Annotated in this window: 21 protein-coding genes; 6 read left to right on the top strand and 15 right to left on the bottom strand. The window is 71.8% G+C overall.

Features of this window, described 5'->3' with window-relative positions:
- Positions 1 to 73: 73 nt before the first annotated feature.
- The 3 genes from ACZ61E_RS08755 to ACZ61E_RS08745 all read left to right on the top strand — a co-directional run bounded on the left by ACZ61E_RS08755 (position 74) and on the right by ACZ61E_RS08745 (position 2,529).
- Complete coding sequence (locus ACZ61E_RS08755; RefSeq protein WP_469698797.1) at positions 74 to 922, top strand: siderophore-interacting protein; 849 nt, start codon at positions 74 to 76, stop codon at positions 920 to 922.
- A 264-nt stretch (positions 923 to 1,186) separates the two neighbouring features.
- Positions 1,187 to 1,771, top strand: a complete 585-nt coding sequence (locus ACZ61E_RS08750) for a sigma-70 family RNA polymerase sigma factor (RefSeq protein ID WP_469698796.1) — start codon at positions 1,187 to 1,189, stop codon at positions 1,769 to 1,771.
- Positions 1,768 to 2,529, top strand: a complete 762-nt coding sequence (locus tag ACZ61E_RS08745; protein ID WP_469698794.1) for an anti-sigma factor — start codon at positions 1,768 to 1,770, stop codon at positions 2,527 to 2,529. Before ACZ61E_RS08750 ends, ACZ61E_RS08745 begins: the two co-directional genes overlap by 4 nt.
- Positions 2,530 to 2,617: 88 nt before the next feature.
- Here the strand turns inward: ACZ61E_RS08745 and ACZ61E_RS08740 are convergent, their stop codons facing one another.
- From ACZ61E_RS08740 to ACZ61E_RS08720, 5 genes are read right to left on the bottom strand one after another with little or no spacing between them, the layout of a single operon-like run.
- Positions 2,618 to 3,424, bottom strand: coding sequence for a DUF1295 domain-containing protein (locus ACZ61E_RS08740; RefSeq protein WP_469698792.1), 807 nt, complete (start codon positions 3,422 to 3,424; stop codon positions 2,618 to 2,620).
- A complete protein-coding gene (locus tag ACZ61E_RS08735; protein ID WP_469698790.1) occupies positions 3,421 to 4,788 on the bottom strand; it encodes a class I SAM-dependent methyltransferase in 1,368 nt (455 codons plus the stop codon). The genes ACZ61E_RS08740 and ACZ61E_RS08735 overlap by 4 nt, the downstream gene beginning before the upstream one ends.
- Positions 4,785 to 6,122: a class I SAM-dependent methyltransferase gene (locus tag ACZ61E_RS08730; protein WP_469698788.1), complete on the bottom strand. Its 1,338-nt coding sequence runs from the start codon at positions 6,120 to 6,122 to the stop codon at positions 4,785 to 4,787. The genes ACZ61E_RS08735 and ACZ61E_RS08730 overlap by 4 nt, the downstream gene beginning before the upstream one ends.
- Entirely contained in the window at positions 6,119 to 6,889 is a 771-nt protein-coding gene (locus tag ACZ61E_RS08725; protein ID WP_469698786.1) for a DUF1365 domain-containing protein, read from the bottom strand. The genes ACZ61E_RS08730 and ACZ61E_RS08725 overlap by 4 nt, the downstream gene beginning before the upstream one ends.
- On the bottom strand, positions 6,886 to 8,202 hold the full coding sequence (locus ACZ61E_RS08720) for an NAD(P)/FAD-dependent oxidoreductase (protein WP_469698784.1): 1,317 nt from the start codon (positions 8,200 to 8,202) through the stop codon (positions 6,886 to 6,888). Before ACZ61E_RS08720 ends, ACZ61E_RS08725 begins: the two co-directional genes overlap by 4 nt.
- A 187-nt stretch (positions 8,203 to 8,389) precedes the next feature.
- Here ACZ61E_RS08720 and ACZ61E_RS08715 point away from each other — a divergent pair, with 187 nt between their 5' ends.
- The 3 genes from ACZ61E_RS08715 to ACZ61E_RS08705 all read left to right on the top strand — a co-directional run bounded on the left by ACZ61E_RS08715 (position 8,390) and on the right by ACZ61E_RS08705 (position 11,828).
- Positions 8,390 to 10,084: a sulfite oxidase gene (locus ACZ61E_RS08715; protein WP_469698937.1), complete on the top strand. Its 1,695-nt coding sequence runs from the start codon at positions 8,390 to 8,392 to the stop codon at positions 10,082 to 10,084.
- A 90-nt stretch (positions 10,085 to 10,174) separates the two neighbouring features.
- The gene (locus ACZ61E_RS08710) at positions 10,175 to 10,825 is read left to right on the top strand and encodes a fasciclin domain-containing protein (protein ID WP_469698783.1); all 651 of its coding nucleotides are present in this window, start codon (positions 10,175 to 10,177) and stop codon (positions 10,823 to 10,825) included.
- A 43-nt stretch (positions 10,826 to 10,868) separates the two neighbouring features.
- On the top strand, positions 10,869 to 11,828 hold the full coding sequence (locus ACZ61E_RS08705) for an ADP-ribosylglycohydrolase family protein (RefSeq protein WP_469698782.1): 960 nt from the start codon (positions 10,869 to 10,871) through the stop codon (positions 11,826 to 11,828).
- A gap of 84 nt (positions 11,829 to 11,912) precedes the next feature.
- Here ACZ61E_RS08705 and ACZ61E_RS08700 read toward each other — a convergent pair whose 3' ends face one another.
- From ACZ61E_RS08700 to ACZ61E_RS08655, 10 genes are all read right to left on the bottom strand, one after another.
- Complete coding sequence (locus tag ACZ61E_RS08700; protein WP_469698781.1) at positions 11,913 to 12,197, bottom strand: DUF6355 family natural product biosynthesis protein; 285 nt, start codon at positions 12,195 to 12,197, stop codon at positions 11,913 to 11,915.
- 183 nt (positions 12,198 to 12,380) lie between these two features.
- On the bottom strand, positions 12,381 to 15,209 hold the full coding sequence (locus ACZ61E_RS08695; RefSeq protein WP_469698936.1) for a DEAD/DEAH box helicase: 2,829 nt from the start codon (positions 15,207 to 15,209) through the stop codon (positions 12,381 to 12,383).
- 69 nt (positions 15,210 to 15,278) lie between these two features.
- On the bottom strand, positions 15,279 to 16,175 hold the full coding sequence (locus ACZ61E_RS08690) for a diacylglycerol kinase (protein WP_469698780.1): 897 nt from the start codon (positions 16,173 to 16,175) through the stop codon (positions 15,279 to 15,281).
- Between the two features lie 57 nt (positions 16,176 to 16,232).
- On the bottom strand, positions 16,233 to 17,126 hold the full coding sequence (tatC, locus tag ACZ61E_RS08685) for a twin-arginine translocase subunit TatC (protein ID WP_469698778.1): 894 nt from the start codon (positions 17,124 to 17,126) through the stop codon (positions 16,233 to 16,235).
- A 112-nt stretch (positions 17,127 to 17,238) separates the two neighbouring features.
- A complete protein-coding gene (gene tatA / locus ACZ61E_RS08680) occupies positions 17,239 to 17,532 on the bottom strand; it encodes a Sec-independent protein translocase subunit TatA (protein WP_078078173.1) in 294 nt (97 codons plus the stop codon).
- 209 nt (positions 17,533 to 17,741) lie between these two features.
- Positions 17,742 to 17,939, bottom strand: coding sequence for a hypothetical protein (locus ACZ61E_RS08675; protein WP_469698776.1), 198 nt, complete (start codon positions 17,937 to 17,939; stop codon positions 17,742 to 17,744).
- A gap of 52 nt (positions 17,940 to 17,991) precedes the next feature.
- A complete protein-coding gene (locus ACZ61E_RS08670) occupies positions 17,992 to 18,243 on the bottom strand; it encodes a hypothetical protein (RefSeq protein WP_469698934.1) in 252 nt (83 codons plus the stop codon).
- A complete protein-coding gene (locus ACZ61E_RS08665; protein ID WP_469698774.1) occupies positions 18,243 to 19,238 on the bottom strand; it encodes a helix-turn-helix transcriptional regulator in 996 nt (331 codons plus the stop codon). Before ACZ61E_RS08665 ends, ACZ61E_RS08670 begins: the two co-directional genes overlap by 1 nt.
- An 18-nt stretch (positions 19,239 to 19,256) precedes the next feature.
- A complete protein-coding gene (locus tag ACZ61E_RS08660) occupies positions 19,257 to 20,213 on the bottom strand; it encodes a helix-turn-helix transcriptional regulator (protein ID WP_469698772.1) in 957 nt (318 codons plus the stop codon).
- Positions 20,214 to 20,347: 134 nt separating this feature from the next.
- The gene (locus tag ACZ61E_RS08655) at positions 20,348 to 20,722 is read right to left on the bottom strand and encodes an FKBP-type peptidyl-prolyl cis-trans isomerase (protein WP_469698770.1); all 375 of its coding nucleotides are present in this window, start codon (positions 20,720 to 20,722) and stop codon (positions 20,348 to 20,350) included.
- Between the last annotated feature and the right edge of the window lie 2 nt (positions 20,723 to 20,724).

The following is a 20,724-nucleotide window of genomic DNA, read 5'->3' as shown; positions in this document are numbered from 1 at the left end:
GGATGTTAAGTTAGGTAAGCCTAAGCATCGCTCGCCCGTCCGGGGGCGGCCGCATCAGTCAAGGGAGACCGCCGTGGCAGCACAGCAGGCCCGCAAGTCACCGAAGGTCCGCGAGGCGCGGGTGATACGCACCCAGCGCATCACTCCACACATGGTGCGACTGGTCCTCGGCGGCGACGGGCCGGCCGGGCTCGACGCGGGCGAGTTCACCGACCACTACGTGAAGCTGCTGTTCGCGCCCGAGGGTGTCAGCTATCCCGAGCCGTTCGACATGGACCGCGTCCGCGAGGACTTCCCGCGTGAGCAGTGGCCCACCAGCCGGACGTACACGGTGCGCGAGTGGGACCCGGCGGCCGGGGAGATCACCATCGACTTCGTGGTGCACGGCGACGAGGGCCTGGCGGGACCGTGGGCCGCCGCCGCACGGCCCGGTGACCCGGTGCGGTTCCTGGGCCCCGGCGGGTCGTACGCCCCGGACCCGGCCGCCGACCGCCATCTGTTCGTGGGGGACGAGAGCGCGTTGCCCGCCATCGCCGCGTCGATCGAGCGGGCCCCCGAGGACGCCGTGATCCACGCGTTCATCGAGGTCGAAGGGGTCGAGGAGGAGCAGAAGATCGCCGCCCCGGCCGGGGCCGAGATCGTCTGGCTGCACCGCGGGAGCCGTCCCGTCGGCGAGGCGCTGGTCGCCGCCGTACGGGCACTGGACCTCCCCTCCGGCGACGACGTGCACGCGTTCGTGCACGGCGAGGCCGGTTTCGTGAAGGAGCTGCGCCGCCATCTGCGGCACGACCGGAAGATCCCGCGCGAGCGGCTGTCGATCTCCGGTTACTGGCGGCTGGGCCAGAACGACGAGGCGTGGCGCGCCGTCAAGCGCGAGTGGAACGAGCAGGTGGAGCGCGAACAGGAGAGCGCGGCGGGCTGAGCGCCCCGGGGGCGGGACTCCGGACCCGTCCGGCGCGGGCGAGGCGCGCGGCGACGGCGCGGGCCCGTCGTGCGCCCGGGCACCGTGCCACTCCGCGGACGGCGATCCGCATCTCACACGCGGCGGCGGCGGTCACGAACAGGCATGGCACGATCGGACAGGGAGCGGACCAATCCGCCGCGCACCCCGCTCCGAATGCCCGGTGAAGCCGTCCGCTGCGCCGGGCGGCGTGCCAGCCCGCCCGCACCGTGAAGGAACAGCCGCGTGAAACAAGCCGTACATATCGGCGGCCCCGCTTCTGCGGGGCCGGACCTGCAGGAATTGCTGGGCCTGGTGGCCCGGGGCGACCAGGACGCCTTCGCCCGTGTGTACGACATCGTCTGCGGGCCCGTACTCGGGCTCGTCCGCTCCGTCCTGCGCGACCCCGCCCAGTCCGAGGAGGTCACGCAGGAGGTCCTGCTGGAGGTCTGGCGCAGCGCACCGCGCTTCCAGGCCTCCCGCGGCAGCGGGATGACCTGGGTGCTGACCCTCGCGCACCGGCGCGCGGTGGACAGGGTCCGCTCGGCCCAGGCCTCCAGCGACCGCGAGCACCGCGCGGCACTGCTGGACCGGACACCGGCCTTCGACGAGGTCACCGAGCAGGTCGAGTCCAGCCTGGAGCGCGAGCAGGTACGACGCTGTGTCCGTACCCTCACCGAACTCCAGCGCGAGTCGGTCACGCTCGCCTACTACCAGGGGCTCGCGTACCGGGAGGTCGCCGAACTGCTCTCCGTGCCGCTCGGCACGGTCAAGACACGCCTGCGCGACGGTCTGATCCGGCTGCGCGACTGCCTGGGGGTGAGCGCATGAGCATCGCTGAACTGCACACGCTGACCGGCGCCTACGCGCTGCACGCTCTGGACGCCGATGAGCGCGCCGAGTTCGAGCGGCATCTTCAGGCCTGCGCGGCCTGCGCCCAGGAGGTCGCCGAACTGGCCGCCACCACCACGCGGTTGGGAATGGCCGTGGCGGTCACCCCGCCGGAGGAGCTGAAGGCGCGGGTGCTGCGGCGGATCGCCACCGAGCGCCAGGAGCCGCCCAAGGTGACACCGCAGTCCCGTGGCGCCGGTGGCGGGGCCGGGGCCGTCAGGGGGCGCGCGCTGTCGCGCTTCGCGCTGGCCGCCTGCCTCGCGGCGGCGGCCGGTTTCGGCGGGATCGCCGTCTGGCAGCACCAGGAGGCCCAGGAGGCCGGCGAGCGTGCGTCGGCCTCGCAGCAGCGGGCGGAGGCTCTGGCCGTCGTGCTCGCCGCGCCCGACGCCAAGGTCAGCACGGGTGAGCTGGCCGACGGCGCGACCGGCACGGTCGTCGTGTCGCGCGCCCAGGACAAGGCGGCGTTCATCACCTCCGGCATGCCGAAGCCGCCGGGCGGCAAGGTCTACCAGCTCTGGTTCAACGACAAGGGCGCGATGCGGGACGCGGGTCTGATGGACCCCTCCGCCACGTCGGGCTCGGTGCTGATGGCCGGTTCCATCGGGTCGGCCTCGGGGATGGGTATCACGGTCGAACCGACGGGCGGCTCGGAGCACCCGACCTCCGACCCCGTGGCGCTGATGAACTTCCCGACCTGAGCGGCGGAACACAGCCGTACGGCCCGCACCCGATGACAAGGGGCGCGGGCCGTACGGCTGTTCAGGGCGGGCGGCTACTCGTTCTCCGTCAGCCCGCCTTGCGCGGCGGAAGCGGGAAGAAACCGCTGGTACGGGCGGCGTACTCCGCGAAGCCCGGCCGCCGCGCCATGTGCCGCTCCAGCAGCCGCTTCCCGCTGCCGCCCACCAGCAGATAGCTCATCACCAGCGGACTCACCAGTGTGGCCGCGGCGACCACCGGATCGTCGCAGACGATCAGGAACAGTCCCCACCACACACAGAAGTCACCGAAGTAGTTCGGATGCCGGGTCCAGCTCCACAGCCCGCGGTCCATGATCCTGCCCTTGTTGGCGGGGTCGGCCTTGAACCTGGCGAGCTGGGCGTCGCCCACCGCCTCGAAGAGCAGACCGACGAGCCAGATCGCGGCACCGGCGAACGCGACCGGGCCGAGGCCGCCGGGGATGTACTGCGCGGCCTGCACGGGCAGCGACACCAGCACGACCAGCAGCCCCTGCAACAGATAGACCATGCGCAGCGCGTACAGGTTCCGGTTGCCGGGCGCCTTGTCGAGCATCGCCTCGTACCTTGGGTCCTCGCCGTGCCCCCGCCCGCGCCGGGCGATGTGGACGGCGAGCCGCAGCCCCCAGACGGCGGTCAGCACGGTGACGAGGAGCCGGCGCGCGTCGTCCCCCTCCCCCGCCGACACCAGATAACCGGTCACGGCCACCGCCGTGAAACCGATCCCCCAGGCGATGTCGACGATCCGGTGCAGGCCCTTGGCCACGGCGATCGCGAAGGTCACGAGCATGACCGCGAGCGCGGCGAGCGCAGCGAAGCCGATGCCCTGGCCGAAGGCGCCCCAGGGATACCCGTTCACCGCGGATCACCTTCCTCGTACCAGTGCCGCAGGGTGGGCGGCATACCGCTGTCCCCGCGCCTGTCGGGACGTACGGCCAGGATCTGGTCCACGCCCATCCGTCGTTCCTCGAACGCGAGGGCGCTGCCCACCAGGTAGAGCCGCCAGACGCGGGCGGTCTCCTCCCCCACCAGGGCGCGGAACTCCGCCCAGCGTTCCTCCAGGGTGCGGTGCCAGGCCCGGATCGTCAGCGTGTAGTGCTCGCGCATCGACTCCATGGCCCGCACCTCCAGCCCCGCGCCCTCCAGCAGCGAGACGGTGTCGCCGAGCGGGCGCATGTGCATGTCGGGCGCGATGTACGACTCGATGAACGCCCCGCCTCCCGGCGCCACCGCGCCCCGTGACATCTGCTGCACCAGCACCCTTCCACCGGGCCGCAGCATCCGGTGGAGCGTGGCGGTGAATCCGGGGTACTCGGCGTCGCCGACGTGCTCGCCCATCTCGATGGTCGACACCGCGTCGTACGGACCCGCCGCGATCTCACGGTAGTCCGAGTGCCGTACCTCGACCAGCTCCGCCAGGCCCCGCGCGTTGACCTGTTCGGTCACGTACCGCGCCTGTTCGGCGGCCAGCGTCACGGCGGTGACCCGTGTCTTGTACGTCTGCGCGGCGTACAGGGCGAGGGACCCCCAGCCGCAGCCGATGTCCAGCAGCGTCGAGCCGGGGCCGAGACCGAGCTTGCGGCAGACCAGCTCCAGCTTGTCGCGCTGGGCGTCGGCGGGGCCGTAGCCCTCGTCGTTGCGACCCTCGTGCTCCTCCCGTGTCCAGTAGCCGCAGGAGTACGCCATGGTCTCGTCCAGCAGCAGGGCGTAGAAGTCGTTGGACAGGTCGTAGTGGTGGCTGATCGCCGCCCGGTCACGCGCCTTGCTGTGCAGGGCGCCGCCGAGCCTGGCCTGGGAGGACGGCACGGGCGGGCGCGGCCCGACCGCGCCGAGCCGCACCATGGTGCCGACGGCCCGTGCCCGGTCGGCCAGGGTGAGCCTCGGCGGGCGCAGCCCCCGCTCGCGGGCCGCGCCCCACACGGTGCGCAGCCCGTCGGTGAGGTCGCCGTCGATGTCGAGCTCACCGGTGATGTACGCCTGGGCCAGGCCGAGTTCGTCGGGCTGCCGGACCAGTCGGCGCAGCGCGCGGCGTGAGCGCAGGACGACGACCGGGGCGCCGTCGGGGCCCGCGGTGCTGCCGTCCCAGGCCCGCAGCCGCAACGGCAGCGGGGCGCCGAGGAGTTGTTCGGCGAGCGGCAGGAGCCGGTGGGCGGCGCCCCCGGTGGTGCGCGGTCGTGGCAGCCGGGCGGGCGGGTTGCCCGTCGCCGGTCGGATTCCCGTCATCGGGTCGTTCCCTCCCTGGCCAGCACCATCTGCTGGACGTCGAGATAGCCGGAGCGGAAACCCGCCTCGGAGTAGGCGAGATAGAAGGTCCACATGCGCCGGAACGTCGCGTCGAACCCCAACGCGTCGACCCGCGCCTCCTGTTCGGTGAACCGCTCGCGCCACAGCCGGAGCGTCTGCGCGTAGTGCGGACCGAAGCCGTCCCGCTCGACCACCCGCAACGACGTGTGCTCGGCGGTCAGTTGCTCCATCACCTCGACCGACGGGATGAGTCCGCCGGGGAAGATGTACTTGCCGATCCAGGTGTGGGTGGTACGTGACACGAGCAACCGGTCGTGCGGCATGGTGATCGCCTGGAGCGCGATCCGGCCGCCGGGGGCGAGCAGCCGGTCCAGCGTGCTGAAGTACTCGGGCCAGAACTCCTCGCCCACCGCCTCGATCATCTCCACGCTGACCACGGCGTCGTAGGTGCCCCGGACGTCGCGGTAGTCGCAGAGCCGCACCGTCACCAGGTCCTCCACGCCGGCCGCCCTGATCCGCCGCTCCGCCAGGTCGAGCTGCTCGTGGGAGAGCGTGACGGTGACGACGTGCGCGCCGCGCAGCGCCGCGCGGATCGCCAGCTCGCCCCAGCCGGTGCCGATTTCGAGCAGTCGCGTACCGGGCCCCACCCCCGCCTGGTCGAGGAGCCGGTCGATCTTGCGGTGCTGCGCGGCGGGGAGCAGTGACGCGTCGGCGGGGAATCCGCGGAAGAGGGCGGAGGAGTACGAGAGGGTCTCGTCCAGGAACAGCGCGAACAGCTCGTTCGACAGGTCGTAGTGGTGGCTGATGTTGTCGCGCGAACCCTCGGGGGTGTTGCGCTGCGCGTCGGGCCGCTGCAACGCCCATATGCGGCGCAGCCGTTGGAGAGTGGCGGGCACGAGCACGCCCGCGTTCTCGGCGAGGACGGTCAGGACGCCGACGAGATCGTCGGCCTCCCACTCGCCCGCCATGTACGACTCGCCGAAGCCGATCAGGCCGGTGGCGCCGATCCGCCGGAAGAACGCCCGCGGATCGTTCACGACCATCAGCGGTCCGCCGCGGCCCAGGGTCTCGCTCTCCCCGAGCCGGACCCGCAGGTCGAGCCGGGCCAGTGCGCGGCGGACGACGCGCTCGGCGATCGCGGTCCGCGGCCACGAGGCGCGGGGCGGCCGGGCCACGTCCGGCCAGCGGTCCGCGTCGACGGCCGCCGGCGTCGCGGTGGCGGCGGCTCCCGCCGCCGGACCGGCCGGGTCGGCCGCCGCGGTCACCGGGGGCTCCGGTGAGGCCGGCGACGGCGGTGAGACGTGCACGCTCATTTCACACCCTCCTGGGGGCGGTGTAGGGGACGGGGCCGCACAGGAAGGCCGCGCAGATACAGTCGGATGCCGTGGTAGCGGATGCCGGCGGAGACGACGGCGGTGGACAGCGGGTGGCGCAGCGCGGTGCGCAGCACCGCCCACGGGGTGGCCGCACGCCGCACGCCTCGTACGGTCGCGGTGAACGGCCTGCCCCCCTCGCGTTCCAGATGGACCGTCAGCTCCAGCCGCTCCCCCGGTTCGGGCAGCCGCATCCGGTAGCCGCCGTCGACGGGGAAGAAGGGCGAGACGTACAGCTCCTTGTCCGTCCGGAAGGTGTGCTCATCCGCTCCCCGGGCCCGGTCGCCGGGTCCGAGGAGGTAGCAGTGCCGCTCGCCGTAGGTGTTGTGCACCTCGGCCACGACACAGAGGGGTTCGCCGCCCGGCCCGTGGCACCAGTAGAGGGTCAGCGGGTTGAAGACGTACCCGAGGACGCGGGCGTGCGCGAGCATCACCACCCGCCCGTCGCCCAGCTCCACACCGCGCGACGCGAGGAACGTCCGCAGTCCCTCGCGGATGGTCGGCGCGGTGCCGCCGAAGTGGTCGCGGGTGTCGAAGCGGGCCAGTGGCCGCAGCGGGCGGGGCAGCCGGGGCGGCCGGTCGGGGTCGATCAGCCACATGTAGGTGCGCAGCCGCAGGTCGTAGCGGCGTGGCGCGGTCCGCACATGGGTGACGGCGCACGGGTAGAGCGCGGGAGCGGTGGCGGGCGCGCGGGTGCCGGTGCTCACCACTCGGCCCCCAGCGCGGCGGCGGCCTCGACACCCGAGCGGCAGCCGTCCTCGTGGAACCCCCACCCGTGGTAGGCGCCCGCGTAGGCCGTGACGGGCCCGCCCAGTCCGGGCAGCAGGCGCTGGGCGGCCACCGACTCCGGTGTGTAGACGGGGTGTTCGTACGTCATCCGGGCGAGCACGCGGTCCTCGCCGACGCGGTCGGCGGCGTTGAGCGACACCACGAAGTTCTCGGGGGCGTCCAGGCGTTGCAGCCGGTTCATGTCGTAACTGACCCGTACGCGGCCGGAGTCCGCCTCGCAGGACGGCATGGTCAGGTTCCAGGAGGCGCGGGCCCGGCCGCTGCGGGGCAGCACGCTGGTGTCGGTGTGCAGCACGGTGGCGTTGCGCGAGTACCGGAAGGCGCCGAGCACCCGTCTCTCGTCGTCGGTCGGGTCGGCGAGCAGCCGCAGCGCCTGGTCGGGGTGGACGGCGATGACGACCGAGTCGTACCGGCGGGTGGAGCCGTCCTCGGTGGTGACCTCGACCCCGCCCCGGCCGCGCCGTACGGAGCGGACCGGGGCTCCGGTGTGCACGGCGTCGAGCTGCTTCCCGACGCGTTCGACGTACTCGCGCGAGCCGCCGCTGACCGTGCGCCAGACCGGTGAGCCGCTGATGGACAGCAGACCGTGGTGGTCCAGGAAGCGGAACAGATAGCGGGCCGGGTAGCGCAGGGCCGTTCCGGCGTCGCACGACCAGACGGCCGAGACCAGCGGCGTCAGGAAGTGGGAGACGAAGTACGGTGAGAACCGGCCGTCCGCGACGAAACGCCCCAGCGTCATGGTCTCGTCGGCACGGGCCACGGACCCGTTGCCCGGCCCGTCGGCGCCCTCCCGGTCGTCGGCGAGCAGCCGCCGGGCCCGGCGGTGGAAGGCGGGCACCTCGGTCAGCAGCCGCAGATACCTTCCCCGCAGGACATGGCCGGGGCGCGGGAAGAGGCCGGACGGCCCCCGGGCACCGGCGTACTCCAGCCCGCAGCCGTCGCACCGCACGGACATGCTCATCTCCGACTCCTGGGTGGTGACGCCCAGTTCACGGAAGAGCCGCAGCAACAGCGGGTAGGTGCGCTCGTTGTGGACGATGAAGCCGGAGTCGACGCTGTGGGTCCGGCCGTCGGACGACACGAGGTCATGGGTGTGGGCGTGGCCGCCGAGGCGCTCGTCCGCCTCGTACAGCGACACCTCGTGCGAGCGCCGCAGCACGTACGCGGCGGTGAGTCCGGCGACTCCGCCACCCACGACCGCCGTACGCCGGCGCGGCCCTTCCCCGCTCATACGGTTCCCTTCGATCCGGCTTCGGGCACAGCCCCTCGTGGAGGATTCGAGCCACGGCGGCCGATGGATTGGTCTCGGAGCGATCTTTCTTCAATCCGGTCCTACTTTTAATTCCTTCGGGTGATGGACCAATCCGCCTTGCATCTCGCACCGAATGGCCGGTGTGAGCGAAGATCAGAAAGATCCGATGAGCGGGGCGGGCCATGAGGCGCGCGGCGCACGACTGGTGCGTCGCGCCCTGGCCGCGCTCAGTGGATTGATCGCCGGGCTCGTGGCGCTCTGCGTCGCCGAGCTGGTTTCGGCGGCCGTGAGGCCCGAGGCGGGTCCCGTCACCGCGGTCGGCGGTGCGGTCATCGACCGCACCCCGGCACCGGTGAAGGACTTCGCCGTCCGCAACTTCGGCAACGACGACAAGCTGGTGCTGCAACTGGGCATCCTGGCCCTCCTGGCGGTCTTCGCCATGGCGGTCGGAGTGGCCTCGCTGCGGTACCGGAAGGTCGGTTCGGCGGCGGTCCTGGTCTTCGGCGCGATCGGGGCGGCGGCGGCACTGGAGCGGCCCGACGGCCGCCTCACCGACGCCCTGCCCTCGGTCGTGGGCGGTCTGACGGCCTGTGCGGTGCTGTATCTGCTGGCCGGCAGGCTGACCTCCCGTCCGTCCCTCCAGGGGGATCGGGGGGCGGACGGGACGACCGGGGACACCGAGGGCGCCGGGAAGCCCGCGGAGTCGGCAGGCGCCGAGACGACCGACACGGAAACGGACGGCGCGGAAACGGCGGACACCGGCCACGGCACCTTCGACCGGCGCGGCTTCGTCATCGCCGCGACGGCCGCCGCCGCGGCGTCGGCCGGAGCCGGTCTCCTCGGACGGCGGCTCAACGCCACCGGGGCGGCCGAGGCCGCTGCCTCACGCCGCACCGTCACCCTGCCCGCCCCGTCCTCACCGGCCAAGCCGGTCCCGGCCGGCGCGGATCTGGGTATCCGCGGCGTGACTCCCTTCACCACGCCCAACAAGGAGTTCTACCGGGTGGACACCGCCCTGGTCGTGCCGCGGGTGGACGCCGACAGCTGGCGTCTGCGCATCCACGGCAAGGGCGTCTCCCGCCCGCTCACCGTCAGCTTCCAGGATCTCCTACGGAGGAAGCTGATCGAACGGGACATCACACTGACGTGTGTCTCCAACCAGGTCGGCGGCCCCTACGTGGGCAACGCCCGCTGGATCGGCGTCCCGCTGGCCGATCTGCTGCGCGAGGCCGGTGTGAAACCGCCGTCGAAGGGCGGGCCGGCCGACCAGTTGGTGTCCCGCTCCGTGGACGGCATGACCATCGGCACCCCGGTCGAGACGGTCATGGACGGACGCGACGCGATACTCGCGGTGGGCATGAACGGCGAGCCGCTGCCGTTCGACCACGGCTTCCCGGTCCGGATGGTCGTCCCCGGCCTCTACGGATACGTGTCGGCGTGCAAGTGGCTGGAGGACATCGAACTCACCACGTTCGACGAGTACGACGCGTACTGGGTCAAGCGTGACTGGTCCCGTGAGGCACCCATCAAGACCCAGTCGCGGATCGACACGCCGCGCCCCTTCGCCTCACCCAAGGCGGGCACGGTGCCCGTCGCCGGAGTCGCCTGGGCGCAGCACCGCGGTATCGAGCGGGTCGAGGTGCGCGTGGACGGCGGCGAGTGGAACCCGGCGAAGCTCGCCGCCGAGGACAGCGCGGACACCTGGCGCCAGTGGACGTGGGAGTGGCCCGCCACCTCCGGCAACCACACGCTCGAGGTCCGCGCGACCGACCGGAACGGCGACACACAGACCGACAAGCGCGTGGGGACCGTACCCAACGGCGCGACCGGCTGGCACTCGGTGGTGGTCGCCGTCGACTGAGCCCTCACACCGAGTACCGCAAGCCCGTCGGACCCCGGCACATCCGTGCCGTCCCCTGCATGAACAGCACCGTTTTCCAAGGAGATTGACATGAAGATCACCCGTTTCCAGCGTGCCGCCGTCACCGTCGTCGCCGCCGTCGCCCTTCCGCTGGCGCTCACCTCCTGCTCCAGCGACGACAAGGACAGCAAGGCGGAGTCCTCCTCGGCGGCCGAGGACACGGCCGCCCCGGAGGAGACGGCCGACGACGCGGCGGGCGACACGGCCGCCGGTCCGTTCGGTCCGGCCTGTGCGTCGGTGCCGAAGACCGGACCGGGCAGCTTCGAGGGCATGGGCCAGGACCCGGTCGCGACCGCCGCGTCCAACAACCCGGAGCTCTCCACCCTGGTCACCGCGGTGAAGAAGGCCGGCCTCGTCGACACGCTCAACTCGGCCGAGAACATCACGGTGTTCGCGCCCACCAACGACGCCTTCGCCAAGATCCCGAAGGCCGACCTGGACGCCGTCCTCGCCGACAAGGAGATGCTCACCAAGATCCTCACCTACCACGTCGTGGGCGAGAAGCTGGCCAAGAAGCAGCTGGAGAGCGGCACGTACGACACCCTCCAGAAGAGCACGCTGACCACGGCGGGCTCCGGCGACTCGTACAAGGTGAACGACTCGGCGGCCGTCGTCTGCGGTGACGTCCCCACGGCCAACGCCACGGTGCACATCATCGACACGGTGCTGATGCCGAAGTAGTCCCCCGTCCACGGTTGTTGTCCGGCCTGCCTATGCTGGCCGGATGACTTCCGTGGACCAGCCGCCCTCCCCGGACGGCGCGGCTCGACGTGACCGGGTGCTCGGAGCGGTCGTCGGCTCGGCCGTCGGCGACGCGCTCGGGGCACCCTTCGAGTTCGGCCCGGCCGGCGCGTTCACCGCCCGCTTCCCGGACGGTTCGGGCGAGCTGTGCGGAGGCGGCGGCTGGGAGCCGGGCGAGGCGACCGACGACACGCAGATGGCGGTGCTGATCGGCGAGTCCCTGCTGGAGTGCGGGGGTCTCGACCTGCCGGACGTCTTCGACCGGTTCCGCCGCTGGGCGGCGGCCGGCCCCAAGGACATCGGGCTCCAGACCGAAGAGGTCCTGATGAGCGGCGACCCGTGGGACCTCGCCGCCCCGATCCACTTCCAGCGCTCCGGGCGGGCCGCCGGCAACGGCTCGTTGATGCGCGCCGCCACCCCCGCCGTGCACTTCGCGGCGGCGGGCCGCGAGGCCACCATGTCGGCCGCCCGGCGTATCGCGGCCCTCACCCACGGCGACGCCGCGGCCTGGGAGGGCACCGCCGTCCTGCACGAGCTGATCCGGGTCGCACTCGACGGCGGCGACCCGCTCCCCGCCGTCCCCGGCGTCCTCGACGACGTGAGCGAGGAGCACCGTCCGCGCTGGGCCACCGTGCTCGCCCCCGGCTGGCACCCCGACGACGCTACGGAGTTCAACGGAGCCGTCTGGCCATGTCTCGGCTCGGCCCTCTGGGCGCTGCGGACGACCGGCTCGTACGAGGACTCGCTGGCGGCGGCGATCGATCTGGGCGGCGACACGGACACGGTCGCGGCCGTCACCGGCGCGCTCGCCGGCGCCGTGTACGGCTTCGGCGCGATCCCCCGCCGCTGGACCGACCCGCTCCATGTGCCTCTGCCCGGATACGGCGACCGGGTGCTGCGTACGCCCGAGCTGGCGCGGCTCGCCGAGCTGCTGACGGCCTGACACCGAACGGCCCCGGCACGCGGGAGGGTCCGGACGCCATGGCGTCCGGACCCTCCGGCGAATCAGCGGCTCGGGGACCCGGCGTCAGCAGGTGCGGCCGACGTACCACGCGTCACTGACCTTGCTCTTCGAGCCGAGCCAGGTGACGCCGGGGCCCACGCACTGCTCGTAGTTCCAGCCCGACACCTCCACCTCGATGACGACGCGTGAGCCGTCACTGGTGCAGTGGTTGTAGTAGGAGTCGCTGGACGTCGAGTAGTACCCGCACGGGGTCGCGGCGGCCGACGGCGCGGCGGACGCGGCGGTGGACATGCCCAGGACCATGGCGACAGCGCCGACGAGGGCGGGGAGGGACTGACGAACGCGCATGCGGCTGCTCCTTGTTGAGTGCGTGGAACCCGGACACCGGAATCGGTGCACACGGTGAGTCTCGCATCAACTACCTTGAGTAACCGACCTGTTCACTCGCACGTGGCCGTCAGATCACTGGACTGGACGACTCCCCGCCCGCCGTCACCTCACCGGCGGGCCGGTCCCGGCAGGCGCGCCCCGTCACCCCACCGAGCTGTACGCCACCACCCCGCGCAGCACCCCGTCGACCGCCTTGCGCGCGTTCTTCGCGACCGTGCTGTTCTCGCGGGGCGCCGCCGCGGCGATCTGTCCGAGGACGTCGATCACCTGCTTGCACCAGCGGACGAAGTCACCCGCCGGCATCTCGGCGTCCCGCAGCACCTCGTCGAGGCCCTTGCCCGACGCCCACATGTGCACGGCCCAGGCGAAGCCGAGATCGGGCTCACGCTGCCCGACCCCCTCCGCCTGATTGATCTTGAAGTCCTCCTCAAGCGCGTCCAGCCGGCCCCAGATACGGACCATCTCGCCGAGCGCCGTCTTCGCCGCGCCGCTGGGCAGCCTCGGCGCCACCGCGTCGTCCGCCTGCCGTGCCTCGAAGACCAGCGCCGAGACGCACGCGGCCAGTTCCGCCGGGGAGAGCCCCTCCCACACACCCTCGCGCAGGCACTCGCTGGCGAGCAGATCCAGCTCGCCGTAGAGCCGCGCGAGCCGCTTCCCGTTGCCCGTGACCTCGTCACCCCGCAGATAGTCCATCTCCGTGAGGAGGGCGACGATCCGGTCGAAGGTGCGGGCGATGGTGTTCGTACGGCCCTCGATCCGCCGCTCCAGCTGACGGGTGTCCCGTTGCAGCCGGTGGTAGCGCTCGGCCCAGCGCGCGTGGTCCTCGCGCTCGTCGCAGCCGTGGCAGGGGTGCGCGCGCAGAGCGGTGCGCAGCCTGGCGATCTCACGGTCGTCGGCCGCCGGCGCGCGCCCTCTGCGGTGCCGCCCCGGGACGACATGACCGGCCTTCGTGCGCAGCGCGGACGCCAGGTCACGGCGTGACTGCGGCGAACGCTGGTTGAAGCTCTTGGGGATCCGCATCCGGTCCAGCGCCTCGACCGGCACGGGGAAGTCCATCGCCGCGAGCCGCTTGACCTGCCGCTCGGCGGTCAGGACCAGGGGCCTGGGGCCGTCGTGGTACTCCACGCCCCGGTGTCCGTTGGCCCGCCCCGCCGGCAGTCCGGGGTCGAGCACCAGGGCCAGACCGGCGAACTTGCCGGTGGGGACGTGGATGACATCGCCCGCCTTGAGCTTCTCCAGGGAGGACGCGGCGGCGGCCCGACGCTGCACGGCCCCCTGCTTGGCCAGCTCCGTCTCGCGGTCCTTGAGGTCGCGGCGCAGCCGCGCGTACTCCTCGAAGTCCCCCAGGTGGCAGGTCATGCCCGCCCGGTAGCCCTCCATCCCCTCTTCGTTCCGCTGGACCTGCCGGGAGATCCCGACGACGGACTTGTCCGCCTGGAACTGCGCGAACGAGGTCTCCAGCAGCTCGCGCGAGCGGTGCCGGCCGAACTGCTGGACCAGATTGACCGCCATGTTGTACGACGGCCGGAAGCTGGAGCGCAGCGGATAGGTGCGGGTGCCCGCGAGGCCGGCGAGCGCGCCCGGGTCCATGCCGCGCTGCCACAGGACCACCGCGTGGCCCTCGACGTCGATGCCGCGCCGCCCGGCGCGGCCGGTCAGCTGGGTGTACTCACCGGGTGTGATGTCCGCGTGCTGCTCGCCGTTCCACTTGACGAGCTTCTCCAGGACGACCGACCTGGCCGGCATGTTGATGCCGAGCGCCAGGGTCTCCGTGGCGAACACGGCCTTCACCAGCCCGCGCACGAACAGTTCCTCGACGACTTCCTTGAACGTGGGCAGCATGCCGGCGTGGTGGGCGGCGATGCCGCGCTCCAGGCCCTCCAGCCACTCGTAGTACCCGAGGACGTGCAGATCCTCGGTGGGGATCGACGCCGTGCGCTGCTCCACGATCTCCCGGACCCTGGCCCGCCTGCTGTCGTCGTTGAGCCGCAGCCCCGCGTACATGCACTGCTGTACGGCGGCCTCGCAGCCGGCCCGGCTGAAGATGAAGGTGATGGCGGGCAGCAGGTCCTCGGCGTCGAGCCGTTCGATGACCTCGGGCCTGCCCGGGGTCCAGATCCGGCTGCGCTGTCTCCGCTCGCGCTCCCGGTCGGCCTCGCGGACCATCTTGCCGCGGCGGCGCTCCCGGGGGTTGTACGTCCGCTGGTTCTCCATCCGGGCCAGCCGGACCAGGTCGGGGTTGACCTCGCGGCGGGTCCCCCCGCGGCCTCCGTGGTCGGTGCTCTCCTCGAAGAGGTCGTACATCCGGCGGCCGGCGAAGACGTGCTGCCACAGCGGTACGGGGCGGTGCTCGGAGACGATCACCTCGGTGCTGCCACGGACGGTGTCCAGCCAGTCACCGAACTCCTCGGCGTTGGAGACGGTCGCCGACAGGGACACCAGGGTCACGGACTCGGGGAGGTGGATGATCACCTCTTCCCAGACGGCGCCGCGGAAGCGGTCGGAGAGGTAGTGCACCTCGTCCATCACGACGTAGCCGAGGCCGCTGAGCGACTGCGAGCCCGCGTAGAGCATGTTGCGCAGGACCTCGGTGGTCATCACGACGACCGGGGCGTCCGCGTTGACGCTGTTGTCACCGGTGAGCAGACCGACCTTGTCGGCGCCGTAGCGTTTCGCCAGGTCCGCGTACTTCTGGTTGGACAGCGCCTTGATGGGCGTGGTGTAGAAGCATTTACGGCCCTCGGCGAGGGCCAGGTGCACGGCGAACTCGCCGACGATCGTCTTGCCCGAGCCGGTGGGCGCCGCGACCAGGACGCCCTTGCCGGACTCCAGCGCCCGGCATGCCTCGATCTGGAACGGGTCGAGGCCGAATTCGTACATCTCGCGGAACGGCGCGAGGGCGGTGGCCTGCTCGGCTGCGCGGATCCGGGCTGCGGCGTAACGCTCGGCCGGTGTGAGGTCCTCTGTCATCTTGCTCACGAGCCTACCCGTCCCCTCCGACAGTCAGGCGATCTTTATGGGTGAGCTGGCGGACGCCCGTCAGGGGCCGGCGGTCAGTACCCGTACGGCCCCGGAGACGCACTCGGCGGTGAGCGGCAGCGGCCCGAGCGGCTCCCCGTCGGCGTAGCCGGTGAGCCCGGGGGCGGCCAGAGTGATCTTCGAGGTGCGGTGGACGGTGACCTTGGGGTGGCTCAGATGCGTTCCCCGGTACACGCGCGGAAAGACCTTCAGCAGGGTGGCGCGGGTGCAGTCGCCGACGACGGTCACGTCGAAGAGACCGTCGTCCATGGCGGCGCCGGCGCAGATCCGCATGCCGCCTCCGTAGGAGGGGCCGTTGCCGACGGCGACCAGCGTCGCCTCGATCTCCCGCTCGGTGCCGTCGTCCAGGGTCATGCGGTACGGGGCGGGCCTGAAGGCGGCGAGTTCGGCGACCATCGCCAGGTCGTACTTGGCGCGGCCGCTGGGCCAACGCATGCGGTTGCCGCGGTCGTTGACGCGTGAGTCGAATCCGGAGGCGAGGACGGTGCCGTACCACCTCCCCGCGACCCGTCCGAGGTCCACGTCCCGGATCCCGTTGTTCTTGAGCGCGTCGGCCGCGAGACGGCCGGCCGCCGCGGGGTCCCGGACCGGCAGGCCGAGGGAGCGGCCGAAGTCGTTCCCCGTACCGACGGCGACGACGCCGAGCGGGGTGTCCGTCCCGGCCACGGCCTGGAGGGCGAGGGAGACCAGTCCGTCGCCGCCGACGGCGATCAGCGCGCCGGTGCCCGCGGCGACGGCGGCGCGTGCGCGCCGCAGGGCGTCCTCGGCGTCGGATCCCAGCACCGTACGGACGGAGTATCCCGCCTCCCTGAGCGCCCGGGCGGCTGGCTGCGCGGCTCGCGCGCCCCGGCCGCGCCCGGCGGTGGGATTGACGAACAGGCTGATCTCACTGGTCACGGTCGGGTCCCACGGGTCACGGTCGGGCGCGGTGCGGCGCGGTGCGGTCCGTCCGGATCAGGTGATGTCGTCGTAGCCGTTGACGCGGCTGGTGCGGCTGCTGTCCGCCTGCTCGGGGAGGGCGGGCACCGAGGCGACCGGCTCGACGCTCCCGACGCTCTCCGGGGTGTGGTCCAGTTCGGACGCCTCGTCGTCGTCCAGATCGGCGTCGGGGTTGTTGCGGCGCCGGCGCCGGTCGTTCAGCAGGGAGAAGCCCACGGCGCCGAAGTAGAGGACGATGATCGGTCCGGCCAGCGCGAGCATGCCGATGGGGTCGGTGGTCGGGGTGACGACCGCGCCGAAGACGAACACGCCCATGACGACCCCACGCCACCACCCGACCATCCGGCGGCCGGTGACGACGCCCGTCATGTTGAGCATGACCAGGACGAGGGGCAGCTCGAAGGCGAGCCCGAAGACCAGCACCATGCGCGTGGTGAAGTCGATGACCTCTTCGAGGGAGAGGATGTTCGACGAGCCGGTCGGCGTCAGGCTGAGGAGGACCTTGAGGCTGATGGGCAGGATGACGTAGGCCAGATAGGCACCGGCCGCGAAGAGGGGTACGGCGGTCGCGACGAACCCGTACGTGTACTTCTTCTCGCTCTTGTGCAGACCGGGAGCGATGAAGGCCCAGAGCTGGTACAGCCAGAACGGGCTGGACGCGATGATGCCGGCGGTGAGGCTGACCCGGATCGTGGTGGTGAAGGGCGCGGTGATCGTGTTGAAGGAGACAAGGGCGCAGTTGCCGCCGTCGCTCTCCTGGAACCCCTCCTCGCACGCGGGAACGGTACTCGCGAAGAACGTCATGATCGGCTCGCTGTAGATCGCGGCCACGATCGAGAAGGCGATGATCGCGAGGATCCCCTTCGTCAGCCGGTTGCGCAGCTCACGAAGATGCTCCACGAGCGGCATGCGCCCCTCGGGATCCTTCTCTTCAGTGCGGGCAGACTTGGGCAACCCACGTCCTCATCTCGTGCGGCAGGCCGTCACCGTGCCCGGTGCGTGCATCGGCCCAGGGATCGGATCAGCGCTTGGTCGAGTCGGTGGGCTCCGCGACGGGGCGCGAGCTGGTGACGTCGCCGGGCGCGGCCTGGATGGTCCGGGGCGCGGGCTGGTCCGGGTCGGCGGAGGCGGTCGGCGGGTCCGTCGGAGCCGTGCCGCTCTTGTTCTCGTCGGACTTCATCGCCTTCGCCTCGCTCTTGAGGATGCGCGCCGACTTGCCGAGCGAACGGGCCATGTCGGGAAGCTTCTTGGCGCCGAAGAGCAGGATGATGACGACGAGAATAAGGATGATCTCGGTGGGGCCGAGCCTACCCATAGCGATTACCTTCTTCACCGAGGCGACAGGTGGTCTGCGGCGACGGCCGGACAGGTGTCCGGACATCGTGCTGGCAGCGATCGTAACCCGCGGGGGTAAACGCAGGGCAATGCCTGTGCGTACTCCCTACGACGCGGCCCCCGCCTCCGGTCCGGGACCGCTTCGTCAGCCTACCGCCCGAACTGACGATGGAGGGAGGGTGCATTCATTTATCGGATGGCGTCCCCGGTGCGGGCGAGATGGGTGGCGGCCACCTCCAGCTCCTCCGCCGCCCGGTTGATCCGCCGCGTGGTGGCGGCGACCTGGTGGCCGAGGCGCTGGGCCTCGACGAAGACCCGGATCGCGAGGACGCCGAGCACGGCGATCCCGCAGAACCCGAGAGCGATGGCGAGCATGGGCCAGAACATGCCAGGAGTCTTTCCGCTGGGCCCGTCCGGTGGACCGGGCCGGTCCAGCTTGCTAGATCGTCGAATGGAGGCGCAGCGTCCGTACGCCGCCGCCGGTGAGCAGCTCCACGATGCGTTCGCCCGCGGGTTTGCGGACCGCCGTGTCGCACTCGGGGCAGGTGAACGAGTAGAAGGTGGTACGGCTGCTGGCGCCGATCGCGAGCCGCAGCGCGCCGGCCGAGAGCTCGAACCGGGCCCGGCACTCGGGGCAGGACGCCTGGAAGAGGACGGGCGTCATGGCCACCGGAGCGGAAAAACCAGCCATCACGGACAAATCTCCCAATTCCCCTGGTTTCGCTGGTTCGCGTCGCCGCTGTCGTACGCCGCCAGCGCCTCGCCCGCCGCCCGGCGCGCGCTCCCGGCCAGCTCCGGCGGGGACGTGATACGCCCGTCCCGGCCCAGCCGCAGCGCCAGGCGCCGCAGCGAGGTCGGAGCGGGTGTGCGCAGCGTGATCCGCAGCCCTCCGTCGGGAAGCTCCTCCGCGCTGTCGTGCGGGTAGTACTCGGCCACCCAGCGCCCGCCGGGCCCGACCTCGACCACCACCTCCGGGTCGTCGGCGGACGGCTGCACCAGCCCCTCCGACAGATCGCGCAGCTCCAGCTCCGGCGGCGCGGCCGGCGCGTCCAGCAGCCTGATCTCGGCGACCCGGTCCAGCCGGAACGTGCGCCGCGCCTCGGAGAGCCGGCACCACGCCTCCATGTACGTATGGCCCACCGCGAACAGCCTGATCGGATCGACCTCGCGCTCGGTCAGCTCGTCCCGCGCCGGCGAGTAGTACCGCAGCCACAGCCTGCGCCGCTCCGAGATCGCCCGGTCGACATCGGCGAAGACACCGCCCTCCGACTCGAAGGTCACCGAGAGCCGGGAGCTGGCGCCCGCCACCTCCCCGGCGGCGGCCTCCAGCTTCGCGGTCGCCCGCAGCAGCGCCTGCCGGTCGCTCTCCCGCAGCCCCGGCAGCGTCGCGACGGCGCGGGCGGCCACCAGCAGCGCGGTGGCCTCGTCCGCGGCCAGCCGCAGCGGCTCGGCCACGTCGTCCGGGTTGTGCCACCAGATGCGGTCGCCGTCGGTGTCGATGTCGAGCAGGTCCCCGCCGCGGAAACTCGTCCCGCACATGGGCAGCACGTCGAGGTCGGAGATCAGCTCGTCCTCGGTGATCCCGAACGCACGGGCCACGTCCTGGACGTGCGCGCCGGGACGCTCGCGCAGATAGGTCACCAGCGAGAGCATCCGGCGGGTCTGGTCGATGGCGTTGGCTGCCATGGTGTGTACGAGTTCCCCTCAGCCCTTGGCCACGGCGCGCAGCCGGTCCACGACATCGGCCCGCAGATCCGCGGGCTCCAGCACGATCACGTCGGGGCCGAACTCCACCAGCCAGGCGTCCAGGCCGTGACCGTACGGGATCTCCAACTCGTCCCACCCGTCGCCCAGTTCCCGCGACGACACCGCGCGGGCACGCAGCGGGTAACCGCAGCCGGAGCGCAGCCGGATCAGCGCCGAACGGGTCGCCGTCTCACCCGCCCAGCTCTCGACCGTCTCGCGCACCGTGACCACATCGGGCACGGGAGCGGTGAAGCCACCGGTCCGGGAGCGGACCCGGCCGGTGATGCGCGACAGCCGGAAGACCCGCTCGGCCCGGCGCTCCCGGTCCCAGCCGGCCAGATACCAGTGTCCGCGCCAGCACTCCAGCGTCCACGGCTCGACCTGCCGCTGCTCGGGCTTGGCGGCGTTGGCCTTGCGGTAGTCGAAGACGACCGGCCTGCGGTCACGGCAGGCGAGCATCAGGGGTTCGAAGGCCGCCTCGTGGACGGGGATGCGCGGCTCCAGGGCGCTGTGGTGCGCCTCGTACGAGTCCTCCGCCTCGGGCATCCCCGCGGCCCGCAGCTTCTGGAGCGCGCCGCTGGCGGCGCCCGCCAGCCGCGCCTGCTGCCAGACCTTCGCGGCGAGGCCGAGCGCCGCGGCCTCCTCGGCGTCCAGGGTGATGGCCGGCAGACGGTTGCTGTCCCGGCGGGCCAGATAGCCGGTCTCGCCGTCCAGGTTCTCCACCGTCTCGATGACGAGACCGAGTTCGCGAAGATCGTCCTTGTCCCGCTCGAACATGCGGTTGAAGCTGTCGTCGGAACCGGCTTCCAGATACGCCTCGATGGACTGGCGCAACTCGCGCTTGCTGAGCGGGCGCCGCGTACCGAGCAGGCACAGCGCGAGATTCATCAACCGCTCGGCCTTGGCAATGGCCATCGACGCCCCACACCTCATCCGATAGTGCCGCATCCCCGCGTCGAACCTACCGTCCGGCGGTCCCGCGGCAAAAGCCGAGGGCCCACGCCGGACGGCATGGGCCCTCGGTGTGTCCGTAAGTGACCGGACACGGGTCAGACAGCGACCAGATCGCAGACGAAGATCAGCGTCTCGCCGGGGGCGATCGCCCCGCCGCCCGCGCCGCGCTCGCCGTAGGCGAGATGCGAGGGAATCGTCAGCTGACGGCGTCCGCCGACCTTCATGCCCTCGACACCCTTGTCCCAGCCGGAGATGACCTGTCCCTGACCGAGCTGGAACTGGAGCGGCGTACCGCGGTTCCAGGAGGCGTCGAACTCCTCACCGGTGGAGAAGGCCACACCCACGTAGTGGACGGAGACGGTGTCGCCCGACTTGGCGACGGCGCCCTCGCCCTCCCAGATGTCCTTGATCTCCAGGTCGGCCGGCGGCTCGCCACCCGGGAAGTCGATCTCGGGCTTCTCGATGCTCACTG

This window comes from Streptomyces sp. NPDC104581, from assembly GCF_055583685.1.
Note: the sequence above shows the minus strand (reverse complement) of the source record. Positions and strands in the feature narration are given on the sequence as shown.